13 protein-coding genes are annotated in these 15,503 nt (G+C 64.7%); 8 read left to right on the top strand and 5 right to left on the bottom strand.

All coding sequences use genetic code 11. The annotated features are described in order from the left end of the window. Window positions 1-136 precede the first annotated feature (136 nt). Window positions 137-1,507: a class II 3-deoxy-7-phosphoheptulonate synthase gene (locus tag LV82_RS03615; protein WP_104069370.1), complete on the top strand. Its 1,371-nt coding sequence runs from the start codon at window positions 137-139 to the stop codon at window positions 1,505-1,507. Window positions 1,508-1,576: 69 nt separating this feature from the next. Here the strand turns inward: LV82_RS03615 and LV82_RS03620 are convergent, their stop codons facing one another. Continuing rightward, window positions 1,577-2,317, bottom strand: a complete 741-nt coding sequence (locus tag LV82_RS03620; protein WP_104069371.1) for a PAS domain-containing protein — start codon at window positions 2,315-2,317, stop codon at window positions 1,577-1,579. Window positions 2,318-2,429: 112 nt separating this feature from the next. Between LV82_RS03620 and LV82_RS03625 the strand changes: the two genes are divergently transcribed. The 3 genes from LV82_RS03625 to LV82_RS03635 are packed head-to-tail and all read left to right on the top strand — an operon-like array spanning window position 2,430 to window position 4,512. Then, on the top strand, window positions 2,430-3,359 hold the full coding sequence (locus tag LV82_RS03625; RefSeq protein WP_245873061.1) for a YicC/YloC family endoribonuclease: 930 nt from the start codon (window positions 2,430-2,432) through the stop codon (window positions 3,357-3,359). A gap of 2 nt (window positions 3,360-3,361) precedes the next feature. Beyond that, window positions 3,362-3,997 carry a guanylate kinase gene (gmk, locus tag LV82_RS03630; RefSeq protein WP_104069742.1) on the top strand — a complete coding sequence of 212 codons (636 nt, stop codon included), beginning with the start codon at window positions 3,362-3,364 and terminating at the stop codon, window positions 3,995-3,997. Next, a complete protein-coding gene (locus tag LV82_RS03635) occupies window positions 3,994-4,512 on the top strand; it encodes a gamma carbonic anhydrase family protein (protein WP_104069372.1) in 519 nt (172 codons plus the stop codon). Before gmk ends, LV82_RS03635 begins: the two co-directional genes overlap by 4 nt. On the opposite strand, the gene LV82_RS03640 is transcribed toward LV82_RS03635, so the two are convergent. After that, window positions 4,509-4,901 (bottom strand): hypothetical protein, encoded by a 393-nt coding sequence (locus tag LV82_RS03640; protein WP_104069373.1) that lies wholly within the window; start codon window positions 4,899-4,901, stop codon window positions 4,509-4,511. The two genes, LV82_RS03635 and LV82_RS03640, sit on opposite strands and share 4 nt — an antisense overlap. 125 nt (window positions 4,902-5,026) lie before the next feature. On the opposite strand from LV82_RS03640, the gene LV82_RS03645 reads away from it, so the two are divergent. Continuing rightward, on the top strand, window positions 5,027-6,073 hold the full coding sequence (locus tag LV82_RS03645; protein ID WP_104069743.1) for an ATP-binding protein: 1,047 nt from the start codon (window positions 5,027-5,029) through the stop codon (window positions 6,071-6,073). On the opposite strand, the gene LV82_RS03650 is transcribed toward LV82_RS03645, so the two are convergent. After that, the gene (locus LV82_RS03650; protein WP_104069374.1) at window positions 6,042-8,552 is read right to left on the bottom strand and encodes a penicillin acylase family protein; all 2,511 of its coding nucleotides are present in this window, start codon (window positions 8,550-8,552) and stop codon (window positions 6,042-6,044) included. The two genes, LV82_RS03645 and LV82_RS03650, sit on opposite strands and share 32 nt — an antisense overlap. Before the next feature lie 172 nt (window positions 8,553-8,724). On the opposite strand from LV82_RS03650, the gene LV82_RS03655 reads away from it, so the two are divergent. After that, a complete protein-coding gene (locus LV82_RS03655; protein ID WP_104069375.1) occupies window positions 8,725-9,597 on the top strand; it encodes an NAD(P)-dependent oxidoreductase in 873 nt (290 codons plus the stop codon). Between the two features lie 36 nt (window positions 9,598-9,633). Here the strand turns inward: LV82_RS03655 and LV82_RS03660 are convergent, their stop codons facing one another. After that, the gene (locus tag LV82_RS03660; RefSeq protein ID WP_104069376.1) at window positions 9,634-10,194 is read right to left on the bottom strand and encodes a lipid-binding SYLF domain-containing protein; all 561 of its coding nucleotides are present in this window, start codon (window positions 10,192-10,194) and stop codon (window positions 9,634-9,636) included. A 109-nt stretch (window positions 10,195-10,303) separates the two neighbouring features. Next, a complete protein-coding gene (gene hemB / locus LV82_RS03665; RefSeq protein WP_104069745.1) occupies window positions 10,304-11,314 on the bottom strand; it encodes a porphobilinogen synthase in 1,011 nt (336 codons plus the stop codon). Between the two features lie 150 nt (window positions 11,315-11,464). On the opposite strand from hemB, the gene LV82_RS03670 reads away from it, so the two are divergent. Both LV82_RS03670 and mfd read left to right on the top strand, forming a co-directional pair. Next, complete coding sequence (locus LV82_RS03670; RefSeq protein WP_104069377.1) at window positions 11,465-11,992, top strand: component of SufBCD complex; 528 nt, start codon at window positions 11,465-11,467, stop codon at window positions 11,990-11,992. Between the two features lie 30 nt (window positions 11,993-12,022). Continuing rightward, entirely contained in the window at window positions 12,023-15,496 is a 3,474-nt protein-coding gene (gene mfd, locus LV82_RS03675) for a transcription-repair coupling factor (RefSeq protein ID WP_104069378.1), read from the top strand. Window positions 15,497-15,503: the final 7 nt, after the last annotated feature.

Consider the following 15,503-nt stretch of genomic DNA (forward strand, 5'->3'; position numbering starts at 1 on the left):
GTCGCCTACGGCACTCAACACGAAATCGATGCCCCCCGCAAGCGGCGGAAAATGCTGTCGATACGGTTTGCAACCATGCGCAAGGCTGGCTTATAACCGCGCCGTTAACGTTATCGGCGAAGGCAAGGAGATAGATATGCAGAAGGGCTGGACGAAATCCGGTTGGCGCGAGAAGCCTCGGGTGCAGATGCCCGACTATCCCGACCTCGACGCCGTGCGCGCGGTCGAGGCACGGCTGGCGCAGTTGCCGCCGCTGGTCTTTGCCGGTGAGACGCGCAAGCTCAAGCGCGCCCTGGGCGAGGTGGCCGAGGGTCGCGCCTTCCTGCTGCAGGGCGGGGATTGCGCCGAAAGCTTCTCGGAATTCTCGGCGGACAATATCCGCGACACCTTCAAGGTGCTTCTGCAGATGGCGGTCGTCCTGACCTGGGGTGCCAAGCTGCCGGTCGTCAAGATCGGCCGCATGGCCGGACAATTCGCCAAGCCGCGTTCGGCGCCGACCGAAGTGGTCAACGGCGTCGAGCTTCCCAGCTATCGCGGTGACATCATCAACGGGTTCGAGCCCACACCCGAAGCGCGCGTGCCCGATCCGAACAGGATGCTGCAGGCCTATACCCAGGCCGCTGCCACGCTGAACCTGCTGCGGGCATTTTCGACCGGCGGTTTCGCCGACATGCACCGGGTCCAGAGCTGGATCTCGGGCTTCACGGCGGAAGACGAGGCCAAACGCTATCGCGAGATCGCCGAGCGTATCGAGGATGCGCTGGACTTCATGGCGGCGGCCGGAGTGACCTCGGACACGGTCCATGCGCTTCAGACGGTCGATTTCTACACCAGCCACGAGGCCCTTCTGCTGGAATACGAAGAGGCGCTGTGCCGAATCGATTCGACCAGCGGTTTGCCCGTGGCGGGCTCGGGGCACATGATCTGGATCGGCGACCGGACCCGCCAGCCCGATGGCGCGCATGTCGAATTCTGCCGGGGCGTGCAGAACCCGATCGGCCTGAAATGCGGCCCCTCGCTGACCACCGATGACCTGAAGGTTCTGATCGAGAAACTGAACCCCGAGAACGAACCGGGTCGGCTGACGCTGATCGCGCGTTTTGGCGCGGGCAAGGTCGGCGATCACCTGCCGCGATTGATCCGCGCCGTGCAGGAGATGGGCGCCAAGGTCGTCTGGACCTGCGACCCGATGCACGGGAACACGATCAAATCGTCCAGCGGCTACAAGACCCGGCCATTCGAATCGGTCCTGCGCGAGGTGCGCGAGTTCTTCGACATCCACAAGGCCGAAGGCTCGATCCCCGGCGGCGTGCATTTCGAGATGACCGGCAAGGACGTGACCGAATGCACCGGCGGCGTGCGCGCCGTGACCGAGGAGGATCTCTCGGACCGGTATCACACCGCCTGCGACCCGCGCCTGAATGCCAGCCAGGCGCTGGAACTGGCCTTCCTTGTCGCCGAGGAGCTGCGGGACCGTCGGCAGATGCAAAAGGCGGCGGGCCTGTAAGGCACCGCCGCCGTCACTCGCTACCAACTACAACTCTGCGGGCGGCCACCTTGGCCGCCCGAATTCCTTTCAATCGCGCGACACGATCAGGCGCAGATGACCGCGCCGCCGGATGGATTGGTCGTGTTTCCTGCCTTCGAACGCCGCGGGCGGCTCGGCAAAACCCACCTGTCTTGGGGGTTCGGAAACTTCGGGCAAGTCATAGATCCCTTGCCGAGGCACCGCGGGAATTGCGCCGGAAATGGCGACCAGGTCCTGAGCCACGATCCCGAACCGACGCGGCGGACGGCCGATCGGTCCGTCCGTGACCAAGGCCCCCAGAACCCATTCGATCGTGCCCTGACTGCCGCGCAATGGCAGCAGGATCATTCGGGCCATCAATTCCGCAACAGAGGGTCCGCCTGGAGAGACAAGCCGCAACTCTGCCGTCGCGGGACCAGCCACGACAGCGCGCAGCACTGCGGCGCAATCATTGCGAAAGGCAGGATCGAAGATCGCATCGGCCTTCATGCCCCGCACGTCCATGCCCATCAGGTCGCGCACAAGACCGCCCGCGCGCCGGAAACGCGCCTGATCGACGGTCTTGCAATCCACGATGAACGCATGGTCCTGCGCCTGGCCCAGGCCGCGCGCTTCGATCGTGCTGCGCAGGGGCGCGGCGTGCCCGTCACGGCACGATTGCCACAGGTTGCGCAGCTCCTCCAGATTGGTGAATTCCGGTGTCACGATCGTCTCGATGCCTTGGCCATGCTTGCTTGGCCGGTGGGTCCGGATGTCTGGTCCAGCGCGATTGACGCCTTTCCGCGTCATCCTGAGCCCCGGTGCGTTGTTAAAGGTGCAACGGTTTGTTAACCCTGCCGGTCAGATCCTTACCGAAACGTTAATACAAGATCTCGCACTCGCGCAAAGGGATAATTAATTGATGGTTAATCAGCAGCAGGACGTTTTGTCGCGCAAGCCGGGCCTGCATTCCATGACGGGCTTTGCCACGCGCAGTGGCGCGGACCAGGGACATGAGTGGGTCTGGGAAATCCGGTCGGTGAATGGCAAGGCGCTGGACCTTCGCTTGCGGCTGCCCGATTGGATCGAGGGGCTCGAACCCGCCGCGCGCGCGATCGTGGCGCGGCGCGTGGCGCGTGGCTCGGTCACGCTCAGCCTGAAGATCGCCCGCCAGCCCGGCGCCGCGACCCTTCGGATCAATCCCGATGCGCTGAAGGCCGTGCTGGACGCGCTGCGCGTGGTTCGTGACGAGGCGCGCGCGGCAGGGGTGGAAACGGCGCCCGTCGACCCGGTTTCGGTCCTCTCGATGCGCGGTGTTGCCGAGGAATCCGCCGAAGACATCGACACGGCGCCGTTGCGCAATGCGTTGCTGGCCGATCTTGAACCCCTGCTGGAAGACTTCCTGCATGCCCGCGCGCAAGAGGGTTCACGGCTTCAGGAAGCCATCGCCTTGCGCCTGGACCAGATCGAGGCATTGATTGCCGAGGCCCGAATTGCCGTGGAAAATCGACGCGAGGATCAGGCACGATCGCTGGGAGACAATCTGGCGCGCGTGATGGCCGGCGCGGCCGATGCCGACCCGGGCCGCGTGGCGCAGGAACTGGCACTTCTGGTCGTCAAATCCGATGTCAGCGAAGAGCTGGACCGCCTGCAGGCGCATGTTGCCGCCGCGCGCGCCCTGTTGTCCGAAGACGGACCTGTGGGACGCAAGTTCGACTTTCTGATGCAGGAATTCATGCGCGAGGCGAACACGTTGTGTTCCAAGGCAGGGCATGCCGAGCTGACCCGGATCGGGCTTGACCTGAAGACCGTGATCGATCAGATGCGGGAGCAGGTTCAGAACGTGGAATGATCATGCAGCGTACGGGTTTGCTCATCATCCTGTCCTCGCCTTCGGGCGCGGGGAAATCCACGTTGGCAAGGCGGTTGATGGCGTGGGACCCGACGATGAAGTTCTCGGTCTCCGCAACCACGCGCCCGCCGCGTCCGGGTGAGGTGGACGGGCGGGAATACTTCTTCCGCTCGCGCGAGGAATTTCTCGCCATGGTCAGGGCCGGCGAGATGCTGGAACATGCCGAAGTCTTCGGCAATCTTTATGGAACACCCAAGGCGCCCGTCGAAGAGGCCATGCGCGAGGGTCGCGACACGCTGTTCGACATCGACTGGCAGGGCGGCCAGCAGATCCGCAACTCGGTACTGGGCAAGAATGTCGTTTCGATCTTCATCCTGCCGCCGTCGATCGCCGAGCTGGAACGGCGCTTGCGTACGCGCGGACAGGACCCCGAAGAGGTCATCCAGGCCCGGATGGCCAAGTCCGAGGCGGAAATCAGCCATTGGGCGGAATATGATTATGTCCTGATCAACGACGATCTGGACCGGACCGAGGACGACCTGAAAACCATCATCCGGGCCGAGAGGATGCGTCGCGAACGCCTTCCGGGGCTTTCGGAATTCGTGCGATCGCTGAACAAGGAGTTCGAAAGCCGATGATCTGGGAACTGGATGGAATCGCACCCGAAGTCGACGAAACGGTATGGATCGCCCACGACGCCAACGTGATCGGGCGCGTGGTCCTGAAGGCCGGGGCCAGCGTCTGGTTCGGTTCGACCCTGCGCGGCGACAATGAGCCCATCACGGTGGGTGAGGTCACCAACATCCAGGAAAACTGCGTTCTTCATACCGACATGGGATTCCCCCTGACGATCGGTCCCCGTTGCACGATCGGTCACAAGGCCATGCTGCATGGCTGCACGATTGGCGCGGGCAGCCTGATCGGCATGGGCGCCACCGTGCTGAACGGCGCGCGAATCGGCAACGGATGCCTGATCGGGGCGGGTGCCCTGATCACCGAAGGCAAGGAAATTCCCGATGGCAGCCTGGTCATGGGTGCCCCCGGACGCATCGTTCGCGAGCTGGACGAAGCCGCCCGCGCGGCCATCTTGCAATCGGCCGCGCATTATCGCGCCAATGCCGACCGCTTCCGCAAGGGCTTGCGGGCGATCTAGGCTGCCGCAAGGAGCGGCAGGGTCACAAGCTGAACCGTAAGCTCGGGCAGGGCAGTGGTCAGCTCTTCGCGGACGATTTCCGGGTTTGGCAGAGGAGGCGTCAGCACGGCCAGGGTGCCGCGATAGCCAATCTCGGCAAGGAACGCGCCCAGCTCGCAGATGTCAAGAACGGGTCCGAACAGGGGCGCGACAACCATGTCGGGGCGGGTATCGGCGATCGTTCGGGCGCTCAATTCCGCGGCATGCGCTTGCAGGACTTGCGTCCCGTTCTGGCGCCTGAGCCGCGCCAAGACGGATGGGGGCACGTCGCAGGCGATCACCCGGCTTTCGGTATCCGCGACGGTGTGATCCATCTTCGCGATCGCGCCCTGGGTCTGAATCTCTGCCATCCGTTGCCCCCTCGATTCATGCAAACGTCACGTCTAGACGCTTGGAATGGCGAAATGAAGGCAGCAATTGCAATCTGCCCATGGCGCGCCCAGTCTGCGCGCGCCGGGACCTGCTGGAGGGACGAATGCGGATCGAGGAAATTGGCCAGATCATGCATGCGGTGCCGACCGCGTTGCTGCTGATCGACCAGGAAGAGCGTGTGCGCGCGGCCAACGAAGCCGCCGATCGCCTGTTGGGAAATGTCAATGTCGGCCGGCGCGTTTCGGCCACGATCCGGCATCCCGAATTCCTGGGGGCCGTCGAATCCTGTCTTCGGGAAGGCACGCGCCAAACCCGGCGTATCGTCCGGACCGAAGGCTGGCACGACACGCATCTGGCCGTGACGATCACCGCGCTGGACCTGACGGGCGAGCGGCTGGCGATGGCGGCCTTCGAGGATGTCACGCCGCTGGAACAGGCGGGCGCGATGCGGCGCGATTTCGTGGCCAATGTCAGTCATGAATTGCGCACGCCATTGACGGCCCTGATCGGCTTCATCGAAACCCTGCGGGGACCCGCGCGCGACGATGCGGCCGCAAGGGACCGCTTTCTGGCGGTCATGGAACGCGAAGCGGGCCGGATGATCCGGCTGGTGGGCGATCTTCTGTCCCTCAGCCGGGTCGAGTCGATGGAACGCAGCCGTCCGTCCAGCCGTGTCGATCTGATTCCGATCCTTCGCACCGTCGTCTCTGCCCAGTCCGAACTGGCGCAATCGGCACAGGTGACGATCCGCGCAGATCTGCCCGACGGGTCCGTCTGGGTTGTCGGCGATGCCGACCAGCTGACGCAGGTGTTTCACAACCTGGTCGAGAATGCGGTCAAATATGGAGGCTCCGGCGGCGAGGTTCGCATCGAAATCGGGCGGATCGAACGCGATCCCATATTGCGCGGTCCGGCAATCTCGGTCAGCGTCAGCGACCGCGGCGAAGGGATCGACCCCATCCACATCCCAAGGCTGACCGAGCGATTCTATCGCGTGGATACCCATCGCAGCCGCGAGAAGGGCGGCACGGGGCTGGGTCTTGCGATCGTCAAGCATATCGTGAACCGCCACCGGGGACGCCTGCGGATCGACAGCGCCCCGGGCAAGGGAAGCCGTTTCACCGTGATCCTGCCCGAACAGATGGTCTGATCTGGCCGCCGGCCGCGATTTCGCGGCGTGGCAGCAGATGGGTGATGCCCGTTCCGCCCGCCCGCGCCAGTTCCGGATCCAGTGACATCGGCACGTATTCGCCGCGACGCCAAAGGACGCTCAGATCATCGTAATGTGGCGACAAAGGGTGCCCGGACTGGCCAGTCGAGATGATGAAAACCGATGAATCGGGGTCCGCGAAGTCATAAACGCCACGATAGCCGGCCCCGTTGACGTTCAGGAACGGGTCTGCGCCCATCCCGGCCGTGCGCCCCATGTTCAACGTAAAGTCGCCGCCGCTGGTCGATTGCCGGATATTGACGAACCAGCCCAGCACGGGGATGCGCCCAAGTACCAGGTGGTCGTGCGCGGCCTCGTGCACATCGCCCCAGCGCCAGCTTTCCAGGTTGCGCCCAAAGCGCTCGGTCAGCTGCAACAATGCCTCGTCCAGCGCCACGCGGGCAATTTCGGTGCAAGTCTCGACCCGGGAAGAGCGAATGACATCGCACCAATGCCCTGCGCCGTCGATGTCGCGATAGACGCGTTCTATGAACAGTGGCTCGACATGGGTAAAGGCCGAGGCGAGCGGGCCCAGCTCGTCCCGGATCAGCCGGTCCTGAAGAACCCGCATCCAGGCGGCATAGATCAGCGGCTCGGGAAGGTGCTCGTTCATCTCGCCATCCCATTCGGCCAGCAGCTCCAGCGCGCGTTGCCGCATCCGTTCGGGTGTGCCTTCGGGGGCGGGTTCACCCGTGAACCACAGATCGGCCGCAACCAGCGGCAAAAGCGTGCGCGCCGCGGGCGAAACGGTATCCAGCTGGGCCGCGATGAAGCTTTCACGGGTGTGGACCTCGCGTTCCTGAAGCAGGCGGGTCAGGCGCTGGATCCGCTGGCTGTCGCCCCAGGTGAAGCTGACGTGATTGGGAAAGGGGCGGTCGACGACCTTGTTGTTGGTATTGGCGACGATGCCGCCCGTCGGATCGACAAAGCGGGGGTTCGACGCGAACGGCAATACCCCGCGCCAGCGATTTTCCGGCATCCAGCCCAACGCGGGCAATCTGCCCTGGCCGCGCATCTGCGGGTTGCGATCGGGCAGAGCGCCGAACATGACCAGCGCGACCCGCTCTTGATCGGCCATGGTGACATTGACGATCGGGGCAACGTGATCCTTGCCGGCCGCGATTGCCTCGTCGATGCTGCCGGCCTGCATCAGCCGCATGGCGGCGCTCATCGACGGGTCATGCGGGGTCAGCGCGGTCCAGCTGAGGCTGGCGACATGATCCGGCGGCGTCACGGCGGCAAGCCCAAGAAGACTGCCCGGAAGGATGGGGCCATTGTCCGACCATTGCAGCGATAGGGTTACCGGCCGCGCATCCTTGATCTGCAGGATGGATTTGCGGGTTTCGAACGGTTTCCACCCCTCGGGCGAGCGGTAGCGGCCCGGGTCTGCGGGGTCGAGCTCTTCCAGCAGGATGTCCTGATCGTCCGCCCAGGCCGCACCGATGCCCCAGCCAAACCGGGAATTGCGCCCGGCAATGACGATCGGCATACCGGGAATCGTCGCCCCGATGACACCGCCGGACTCAAGCTCGATGCGGGCAAGGTAGAACAGCGAAGGCGCGGCAAAATCGACATGCGGGTCATTCGCCAGCAAGGCCCCGCCCGCAGCCGAGCGGGACGGGGCAGCGGCCCAGGCATTCGAGGCGCCCGCATTCCACGTTCCGGGCATAGGCGCCAGGGGATCCTCGTCCCCCGCGACCGCCGCATATGTCCGGGGGACGCCCGGCACCAGACTGGCATAGGGCGGCAGGCTGGCAACGCCGGGTCCGGGAATGTCGGGCATCAGATCGCGCGCCCAGTCCGGGGACAGCAACGACAGCCGCGCGCGCAGCACGTCGCTGCGCGCCTGTGCGGTGCTTCGGAAGGCGATGAGCTTCAGGATGGCCAGCGAGTCGGCCGGCTGCCAGAAAGCGATCTCGTTCGAGAACAGGAAGAACTCGGGCGCTCCGCGGCCGCGCGCCTCGGCATTCACGGTTTCGATCCACGCATTCACGCCGCGCGCATAGGCCCGCAATGCGGCCTTGGTCTTGTCGTCTTGCGCGTCAAGGGACTGCGCCGCAAGCCGGTACAGATCCAGCCTGCGCATCAGTTCGTCGCTTTCGACCGTTCGCTGGCCGAAGACCTCGCTGAGCCGTCCCTGGACGGTGCGGCGCAGCATCGTCATCTGCCACAGCCGATCCTGGGCATGGGCAAATCCCAGGCCAAAGAACACGTCCTCGTCGCTTTGGCCAAAGATATGCGGCACGTTCGCGGTGTCGCGCACGATCTCGACCGGGGCCGAGATACCATCGATCGTGATGGTTTCGTTGTAGTCTGGCAGCGAACGCGCGGCGAAATACCATGCAAGGGTCAACGCCGCCGCGCCGAGCACGACAATGCCAACGAAGATGCGCAAAAGCCAGCGAAAGACGGTCTGCATTGTCGGGCGCGGTGTCTCGGTCGGGCGTGGTCGGTTGTGCTGCCAGGCAGCTGGCGAAATGGCGGTCATGAATCTGGCGCATTGGGTTCGAACCACTGTCAGGTTGACCGTCTGCGCTGACAGGGTAACTAGGACAGATCGCGTGGCTTCGCAATGATCGAGGGAGGATACGATGGCGAAAGTGGCATTCCTGGGCCTGGGGGTCATGGGCTTTCCCATGGCTGGCCATCTGGCCGCCAAGGGGCATGATGTGACGGTCTATAACCGCACCGAGGCAAAGGCCCGCGCCTGGGTGGAGCGCCATGGCGGCGCATATGCCGCGACGCCGGCCGAAGCGGCCCGCGGGGCCGATTTCGTCATGGCCTGCGTGGGAAATGATTACGACCTGCGCGCCGTCTGCCTGGGCGATCATGGCGCGTTTTCGGGCATGGAGAAGGGCGCGATCTTTGTCGATCACACGACGGTTTCGGCCAGGGTCACGCGCGAGCTGGCCGAAATCGCGCATGCACGCGGTCTGGGCTATGTCGATGCGCCGGTGTCCGGCGGCCAGGCGGGGGCCGAAGGCGGGGTGCTATCGGTCATGTGCGGCGGCGACGAGCAAAGCTATGCGCGGGCAGAGCCGGTCATCGCCGCCTATGCCAGGATCTGCCGCCGGCTTGGGGATGTCGGATCGGGCCAGATGGCGAAGATGGTGAACCAGATCTGCATCGCCGGGCTTGTGCAGGCGCTGTCCGAAGGGCTGCATTTTGCCGAAAAGGCGGGGCTTGATATCGAACGGCTGGTCGAGGTCATCAGCCAGGGCGCGGCCGGATCATGGCAAATGGTCAACCGTCACAAGACCATGGCCGAAGGGAAGTTCGATTTCGGCTTTGCCGTGGACTGGATGCGCAAGGATCTGGACATCTGTCTGCGCACGGGGGACGAGCTGGGCGTAAGCCTGCCCGTGACGGCGCTGGTCGATCAATTCTACAAGGATGTCCAGTCGATGGGCGGCGGGCGCTGGGACACGTCCAGCCTGATCGCGCGGCTGCGCAAGTTCGATTGATGCAAGTCGGGCGGGGGATCCCCGCCCGCAGCATTGTCAGGGAATGATCCGGGTGTATTTCGTTCCGGTCAGGCGCGCGCCCGCGATGAAACCCGCCTGGCCATAGACCAGCGCGATGATCGGCGCCGAGGCCGTGGCCGTATCAAGCCCCAGCGAGCCGCCCTGATCGGGCAGGGCATAGGCGATGTTGGCACCAGCAACCCAACCCGGCGACGCGCGGAATTCCGCAAGCGCCTCGGGCGTCATGAAGAACAGGGCATGGGCGTATTGCTGCGCGCCAAGCTGAAGACCGACACTGGCCTGGGTTGCCGAATAATAGTCAACCGTGACGTCATTGATCCGCAGCGCGCCCTGGCCGTATCCGCCGCCAAAGGTCAGCAGACCGGCCTCGGTCACAAGCGGCATGTAGAGCACGCCCACGGCCTTTTCCATCAGTTCGCGCGTGCCCGGATAGGTATTCAGCAGATAGTCGCGCGCGGCGTCCACCCGTGCATCCAGTCGCGCAGCCCCCTGGCTGCCAAGGCCATTGGCGCAGGCAGACACTCCAAGAAGAGCCGCCCCACAGATCATCGCTTTGCGTCGGGAAATTCCGCTCATCTCACTGCTCCGTTTTTGCCGGTTCGGTTTCCGCCCGTACCGATCTTGCCCCTTACCAATATGGCACGGCGCCCATGCTGTCACCATCGCAGATCCGCAAGCGCGCCGTTCAGGCCCTTTCGGCCAGAATACGCGCAACGCGTGGCGCGAAATAGGTCAGGATGCCGTCGCACCCTGCGCGCCGGAAGGCCAGAAGGCTTTCCAGAATGACCTCATCGCGCAGCCAGCCATTCGCGATGGCGCCCGAAATCATCGCGTATTCGCCCGACACCTGGTAGGCGAATGTCGGAACGCCGAAGGCCTCTTTCACCGCGCGGCAGATATCCAGATACGGCATGCCCGGCTTGACCATGACCATGTCGGCGCCTTCGTCGATATCGCGCGCGACCAGGCGCAGGGCCTCGTCCCGATTGGCCGGGTCCATCTGATAGGTCTTCTTGTCGCCAACCAGCCGACCCGATGCGCCGACGGCATCGCGGAACGGACCATAGAAGGCGCTGGCATATTTGGCGGCATAGCTGAGGATCGCAACGTCCTGATGGCCGGCCGATTCAAGCGCGCGACGGATGGCCCCGATCCGTCCATCCATCATGTCGGACGGGCCAAGGATGTCGGCCCCTGACTCGGCTTGCGCCAAGGCCATGCGGACCAGCGCCTCGACCGTTTCGTCGTTCAGGATGACGCCGTCGCGCACCAACCCGTCGTGGCCGTTGGCATTATAGGGGTCAAGCGCGATATCCGTCATCACGGCGATATCGGGCACCTCGGCCTTGATCGCGCGGATCGTCCGGTTGATCAGGTTGTCGGGGTTCCAGGCCTCCTCGCAACCCTCGGTGCGCAGCGCCGGATCGGTATAGGGAAACAGGCACAGGGCAGGGATGCCCAGTTCGGCAGCTTCGGCCGCAGCGCGCACCGCGCCGTCGATCGTGACGCGCGTCACGCCGGGCATCGACGCCACCGGAGCGTCCGCGCCGGGCACATCCGTCACGAAGATCGGCCAGATCAGGTCGTTCACGCCAAGGCGCGTTTCCGCAATCAGATCGCGCAGCGCGGCGGTACGGCGGGTCCTGCGCGGTCGGGACAGCGGGAAGGGCGCATAGGCGCGGGGAATGCGAGTCATCTTCATGCTCCGTCCGTTCCTGCCCCGATCAAGCCACGGGGCCTGCAACGACGCGTTACATGGATCGGACGTCATCTCAAGGGTGGAATCGCCCTGCGCTCGCGGATAGCATCGCGCCAGATCGGAACGCACAAGGCAGGCGGAGCGCACGTGGACCTGAAAACGCAGATCTTCGATCTGATCGATCTTCGATCGTTTTCGAACCTTTGGTACTGGATCGCGCTGGCGGTGACATGGTCCACGACGTCGCACTGGATCCTTGGGGTTCCATTCGACATGGTCGTGCGCGCGCGGCGGCTGGGCGGGCAGGCCACCCAGGATCTCGAGACACTGGTTCGCATCCATATCGGGCGGATCACCTATATCGTGGATGAGGCCGGAACGCTGCTTTCGGCAATGATCGGCTTCATCCTCAGCGTGCTGGCCACCACGGGTTTCGTCTATGGGGCCGAGTTTTCCCAGGCCGTCTTCCTGATCGCGGCGCCGCTGACGATCGTTGCCGTCATCAGCGTGCGTGCCGCGCGCGCGATCCAGGCGCGGGGCTTGCGCGGCGAAGGCCTGATGCGACACCTTTCCGTCCTGCGGCTGGGCATCCAGATCATCGGCATGATCTCGATCTTCATCACGGCCTTCTGGGGCATGTTGCAGAACTACAATGTCTCGATCCTGCCCGGTTGACACCGCCGCAGGGCGCGCTAGGTCAGCCCGATGATCGCCAAGAACCATATTGTCCTGTCCGGCGCGCCCGAGGGCCTGGATGGCCGCCTTCTGGCGCGCGAGCTTGAACGCGGAGCACCCGTCATCCACGTGGCCCGCGATGACAAGCGCATGGAGGCGATGCGCGCCGCGCTGGCCTTCTTTGCGCCAGAAGCCGTCGTGCTGACCTTCCCGGCCTGGGATTGTCAGCCCTATGACCGCGTTTCCCCCGCGACCGAGATCTCGGCCGCGCGGATGGCGACGCTGGCAACGCTGGCGCGGGGGCTGAAGGGTCCCTTTGTCCTGCTGACCACGCTGAATGCCGCGGCCCAGCGCATTCCCGCGCGCGACGTCGTGGCGCAATCCAGTTTCGTCGCGCGCGTCGGAACCCGGATCGACGAGGCCGCGCTGCGCGATTTCCTGGTGCGCATGGGCTTCAGCCAGAGCCCGACCGTGACGGAACCGGGCGATTATGCGATCCGCGGCGGCATCATCGACATCTTTCCGCCGGGACAGGCCAATCCGGTGCGGCTGGACCTTTTCGGCGATGTCCTGGATGGGGCGCGGCGCTTCGATCCCGAAACACAGCGCACAACCGAACGGCTGGACCGGGTCGAACTTGCGCCCGTCTCCGAGGTCATCCTGGACGAGGCCGCGATCACGCGATTCCGCCAGAACTATCGCATCGAATTCGGCGCCGCGGGCAGCGACGACCCGATGTACGAGGCCGTCAGCGCGGGCCGCAAGCATCAGGGGATGGAACATTGGCTACCGTTCTTTCACGAACGGCTCGAGACGATCTTCGACTATGTGCCCGACGCCTCGATCATGCTGGATGACGAGGTCGAGGCCCGCCGGCTTGCGCGGTGGGAGACGATCGCCGATCAGTACGACGTCCGGCGCGAGGCCATGAGCCGTCGCGATCGGGTGGACAGCGTCTACAAGCCCTGTCCGCCCCAGCTTCTGTATCTGGACGATGCCGCGTGGACGCAGGCCCTGGCCCAACGCAGGACGATCCACCTTTCCGTCCTGCCGCGCCCCACGGGGCCGGGCGTTCTGGACGCGGGCGGGCGGATCGGGCGTGACTTTGCACCCGAGCGGCAGATGGAAAACGTCAACCTCTTCGCGGCGCTTGCGGGGCATGTGAAGGCAAGGCGGGCGCAGGGGCAGGTGGTCATCGCCTCGTGGTCCGAAGGCGCGCGCGAACGTCTGAAGGGGCTGCTGGAGGATGAGGGCGTCGTTGGCGCGACCCCTGTCGACGACATCCGCGCCGTGCCGCAGGGCAAGGGCGGGCTGTATCTGGCGGTCTGGCCGCTGGAACGGGGTTTCGAGACGGATGGGCTGACGGTCATCTCGGAACAGGATGTCCTGGGTGAACGCCTGGTGCGCCGGGGCCGCAAGCGCAAGCGGGCCGAGAATTTCCTGACCGAGGCCCAGTCCTTGTCCCCCGGCGACCTTGTCGTCCATGTCGAACATGGCGTCGGCCGGTATCTGGGGCTGGAAACCATCACGGCCGCCGGCGCTCCGCACGATTGTGTGGCGCTGGAATATGCCGGTGGCGACCGTCTGTATCTGCCGGTCGAGAATATCGAGCTGCTCAGCCGCTATGGCCACGAGGAAGGCTTGCTGGACAAGTTGGGCGGTGGCGCCTGGCAGGCCAGGAAGGCGCGGCTGAAGCAGCGGCTGCGCGAGGTCGCCGACCGGCTGATCCGCATCGCCGCCGAACGGTTGCTGCGCAAGGCGCCCGTGCTGGAGGTCCCGCACCACGAATATGACGCCTTTGCCGCGCGCTTTCCCTATGAGGAAACCGAGGACCAGCTGAACGCCATCGATGACGTTCTGAACGATCTGGCCGCCGGCAGGCCGATGGACCGTCTGGTCGTGGGCGATGTCGGCTTTGGCAAGACCGAGGTGGCGATGCGCGCGGCCTTTGTCGCGGCCAGCGCGGGGGTTCAGGTCGCGGTGATCGCGCCGACGACACTGCTGGCGCGCCAGCATTACAAGACCTTCGCAGAACGCTTCCGGGGAACGCCGATCACGGTCCGGCCGCTGTCGCGTTTTGTTTCCCAACGCGAGGCACAGGCGACGCGGCAGGGGCTGGCGGACGGGACGGTCGATATCGTCATCGGCACCCATGCCGTGCTGTCCAGACAGGTCAAGTTCCGCAATCTCGGCCTGCTGATCATCGACGAGGAACAGCATTTCGGTGTCGCTCACAAGGAACGGCTGAAGGAAATGCGCTCGGAGATCCATGTCCTGACCCTGACGGCAACGCCCATTCCACGGACGCTGCAATTGTCCCTGACGGGGGTCCGGGATCTGTCGATCATCGGAACGCCCCCGGTGGATCGCCTGGCAATCCGCACCTATGTCAGCGAGTTTGACGCCGTGACGATCCGCGAGGCCCTCTTGCGCGAGCGCTATCGCGGCGGGCAGTCCTTCTATGTCGTTCCGCGGGTGTCGGACCTGGCCGAGATCGAGGAATTCCTGCAGACCCATGTGCCCGAGGTCAGCTATGTCGTTGCGCATGGCCAGATGGCCGCGGGGGAACTCGACGACCGCATGAATGCCTTCTATGACGGCAAGTATGACGTGTTGCTGGCCACGACGATCGTCGAAAGCGGGCTGGATATTCCGACCGCGAACACGATGATCGTGCATAGGGCCGACATGTTCGGCCTTGCGCAGCTTTATCAGATCAGGGGGCGTGTCGGCCGGTCGAAGGTGCGGGCCTATTGCTATCTGACCACGCGCCCGCGCATACCGCTGACGCCCGGCGCGCAGAAGCGGCTGCGGGCCCTGGTTGCGCTGGACAGTCTGGGGGCGGGCTTCACGCTGGCCAGTCAGGATCTGGATCTCCGGGGCGCCGGCAACATCCTGGGCGAAGAGCAATCCGGCCATATCAACGAGGTGGGCTACGAGCTCTACCAGCAGATGCTGGAAGAGACGATCGCCCGGATCAGGGCGGGCGACATCGACGCGCCGATCGAGGATGACGGCCAATGGTCGCCGCAGATCAATCTTGGCGTGGCGGTGATGATTCCCGAAAGCTACGTCCCTGATCTGGATGTGCGGCTGGGTCTCTATCGCCGCCTGTCCGGCCTGACCGCGAAGGTCGAGCTGGAAGGCTTTGCCGCCGAGCTGATCGACCGTTTTGGCCCCTTGCCGAAAGAGGTCAACACGCTGCTTCTGGTCATGCGGATCAAGGCGATGTGCCGCAAGGCCCATATCCGGCGACTGGATGCCGGGCCCAAGGGCGCGACGATCCAGTTCCACATGGACCGCTTCCCGAACCCCGCCGGGCTGGTCGAGTTCCTTCAGGCGCAGAACGGCCTTGCGCGCATCAAGGACAATCGACTGATCGTGCGCCGCGACTGGAAGAAGGATTCCGACAAGATCAAGGGCGCCTATGCGATCGCGCGCGACCTTGCCGAAAAGGTCCGCGAAGCCGACCGCGCTCCGAAGAAGGCGGCCAAGACCACCTGACCGGCGA

The organism is Albidovulum inexpectatum (assembly GCF_002927635.1).
Lineage (GTDB): Bacteria > Pseudomonadota > Alphaproteobacteria > Rhodobacterales > Rhodobacteraceae > Albidovulum > Albidovulum inexpectatum.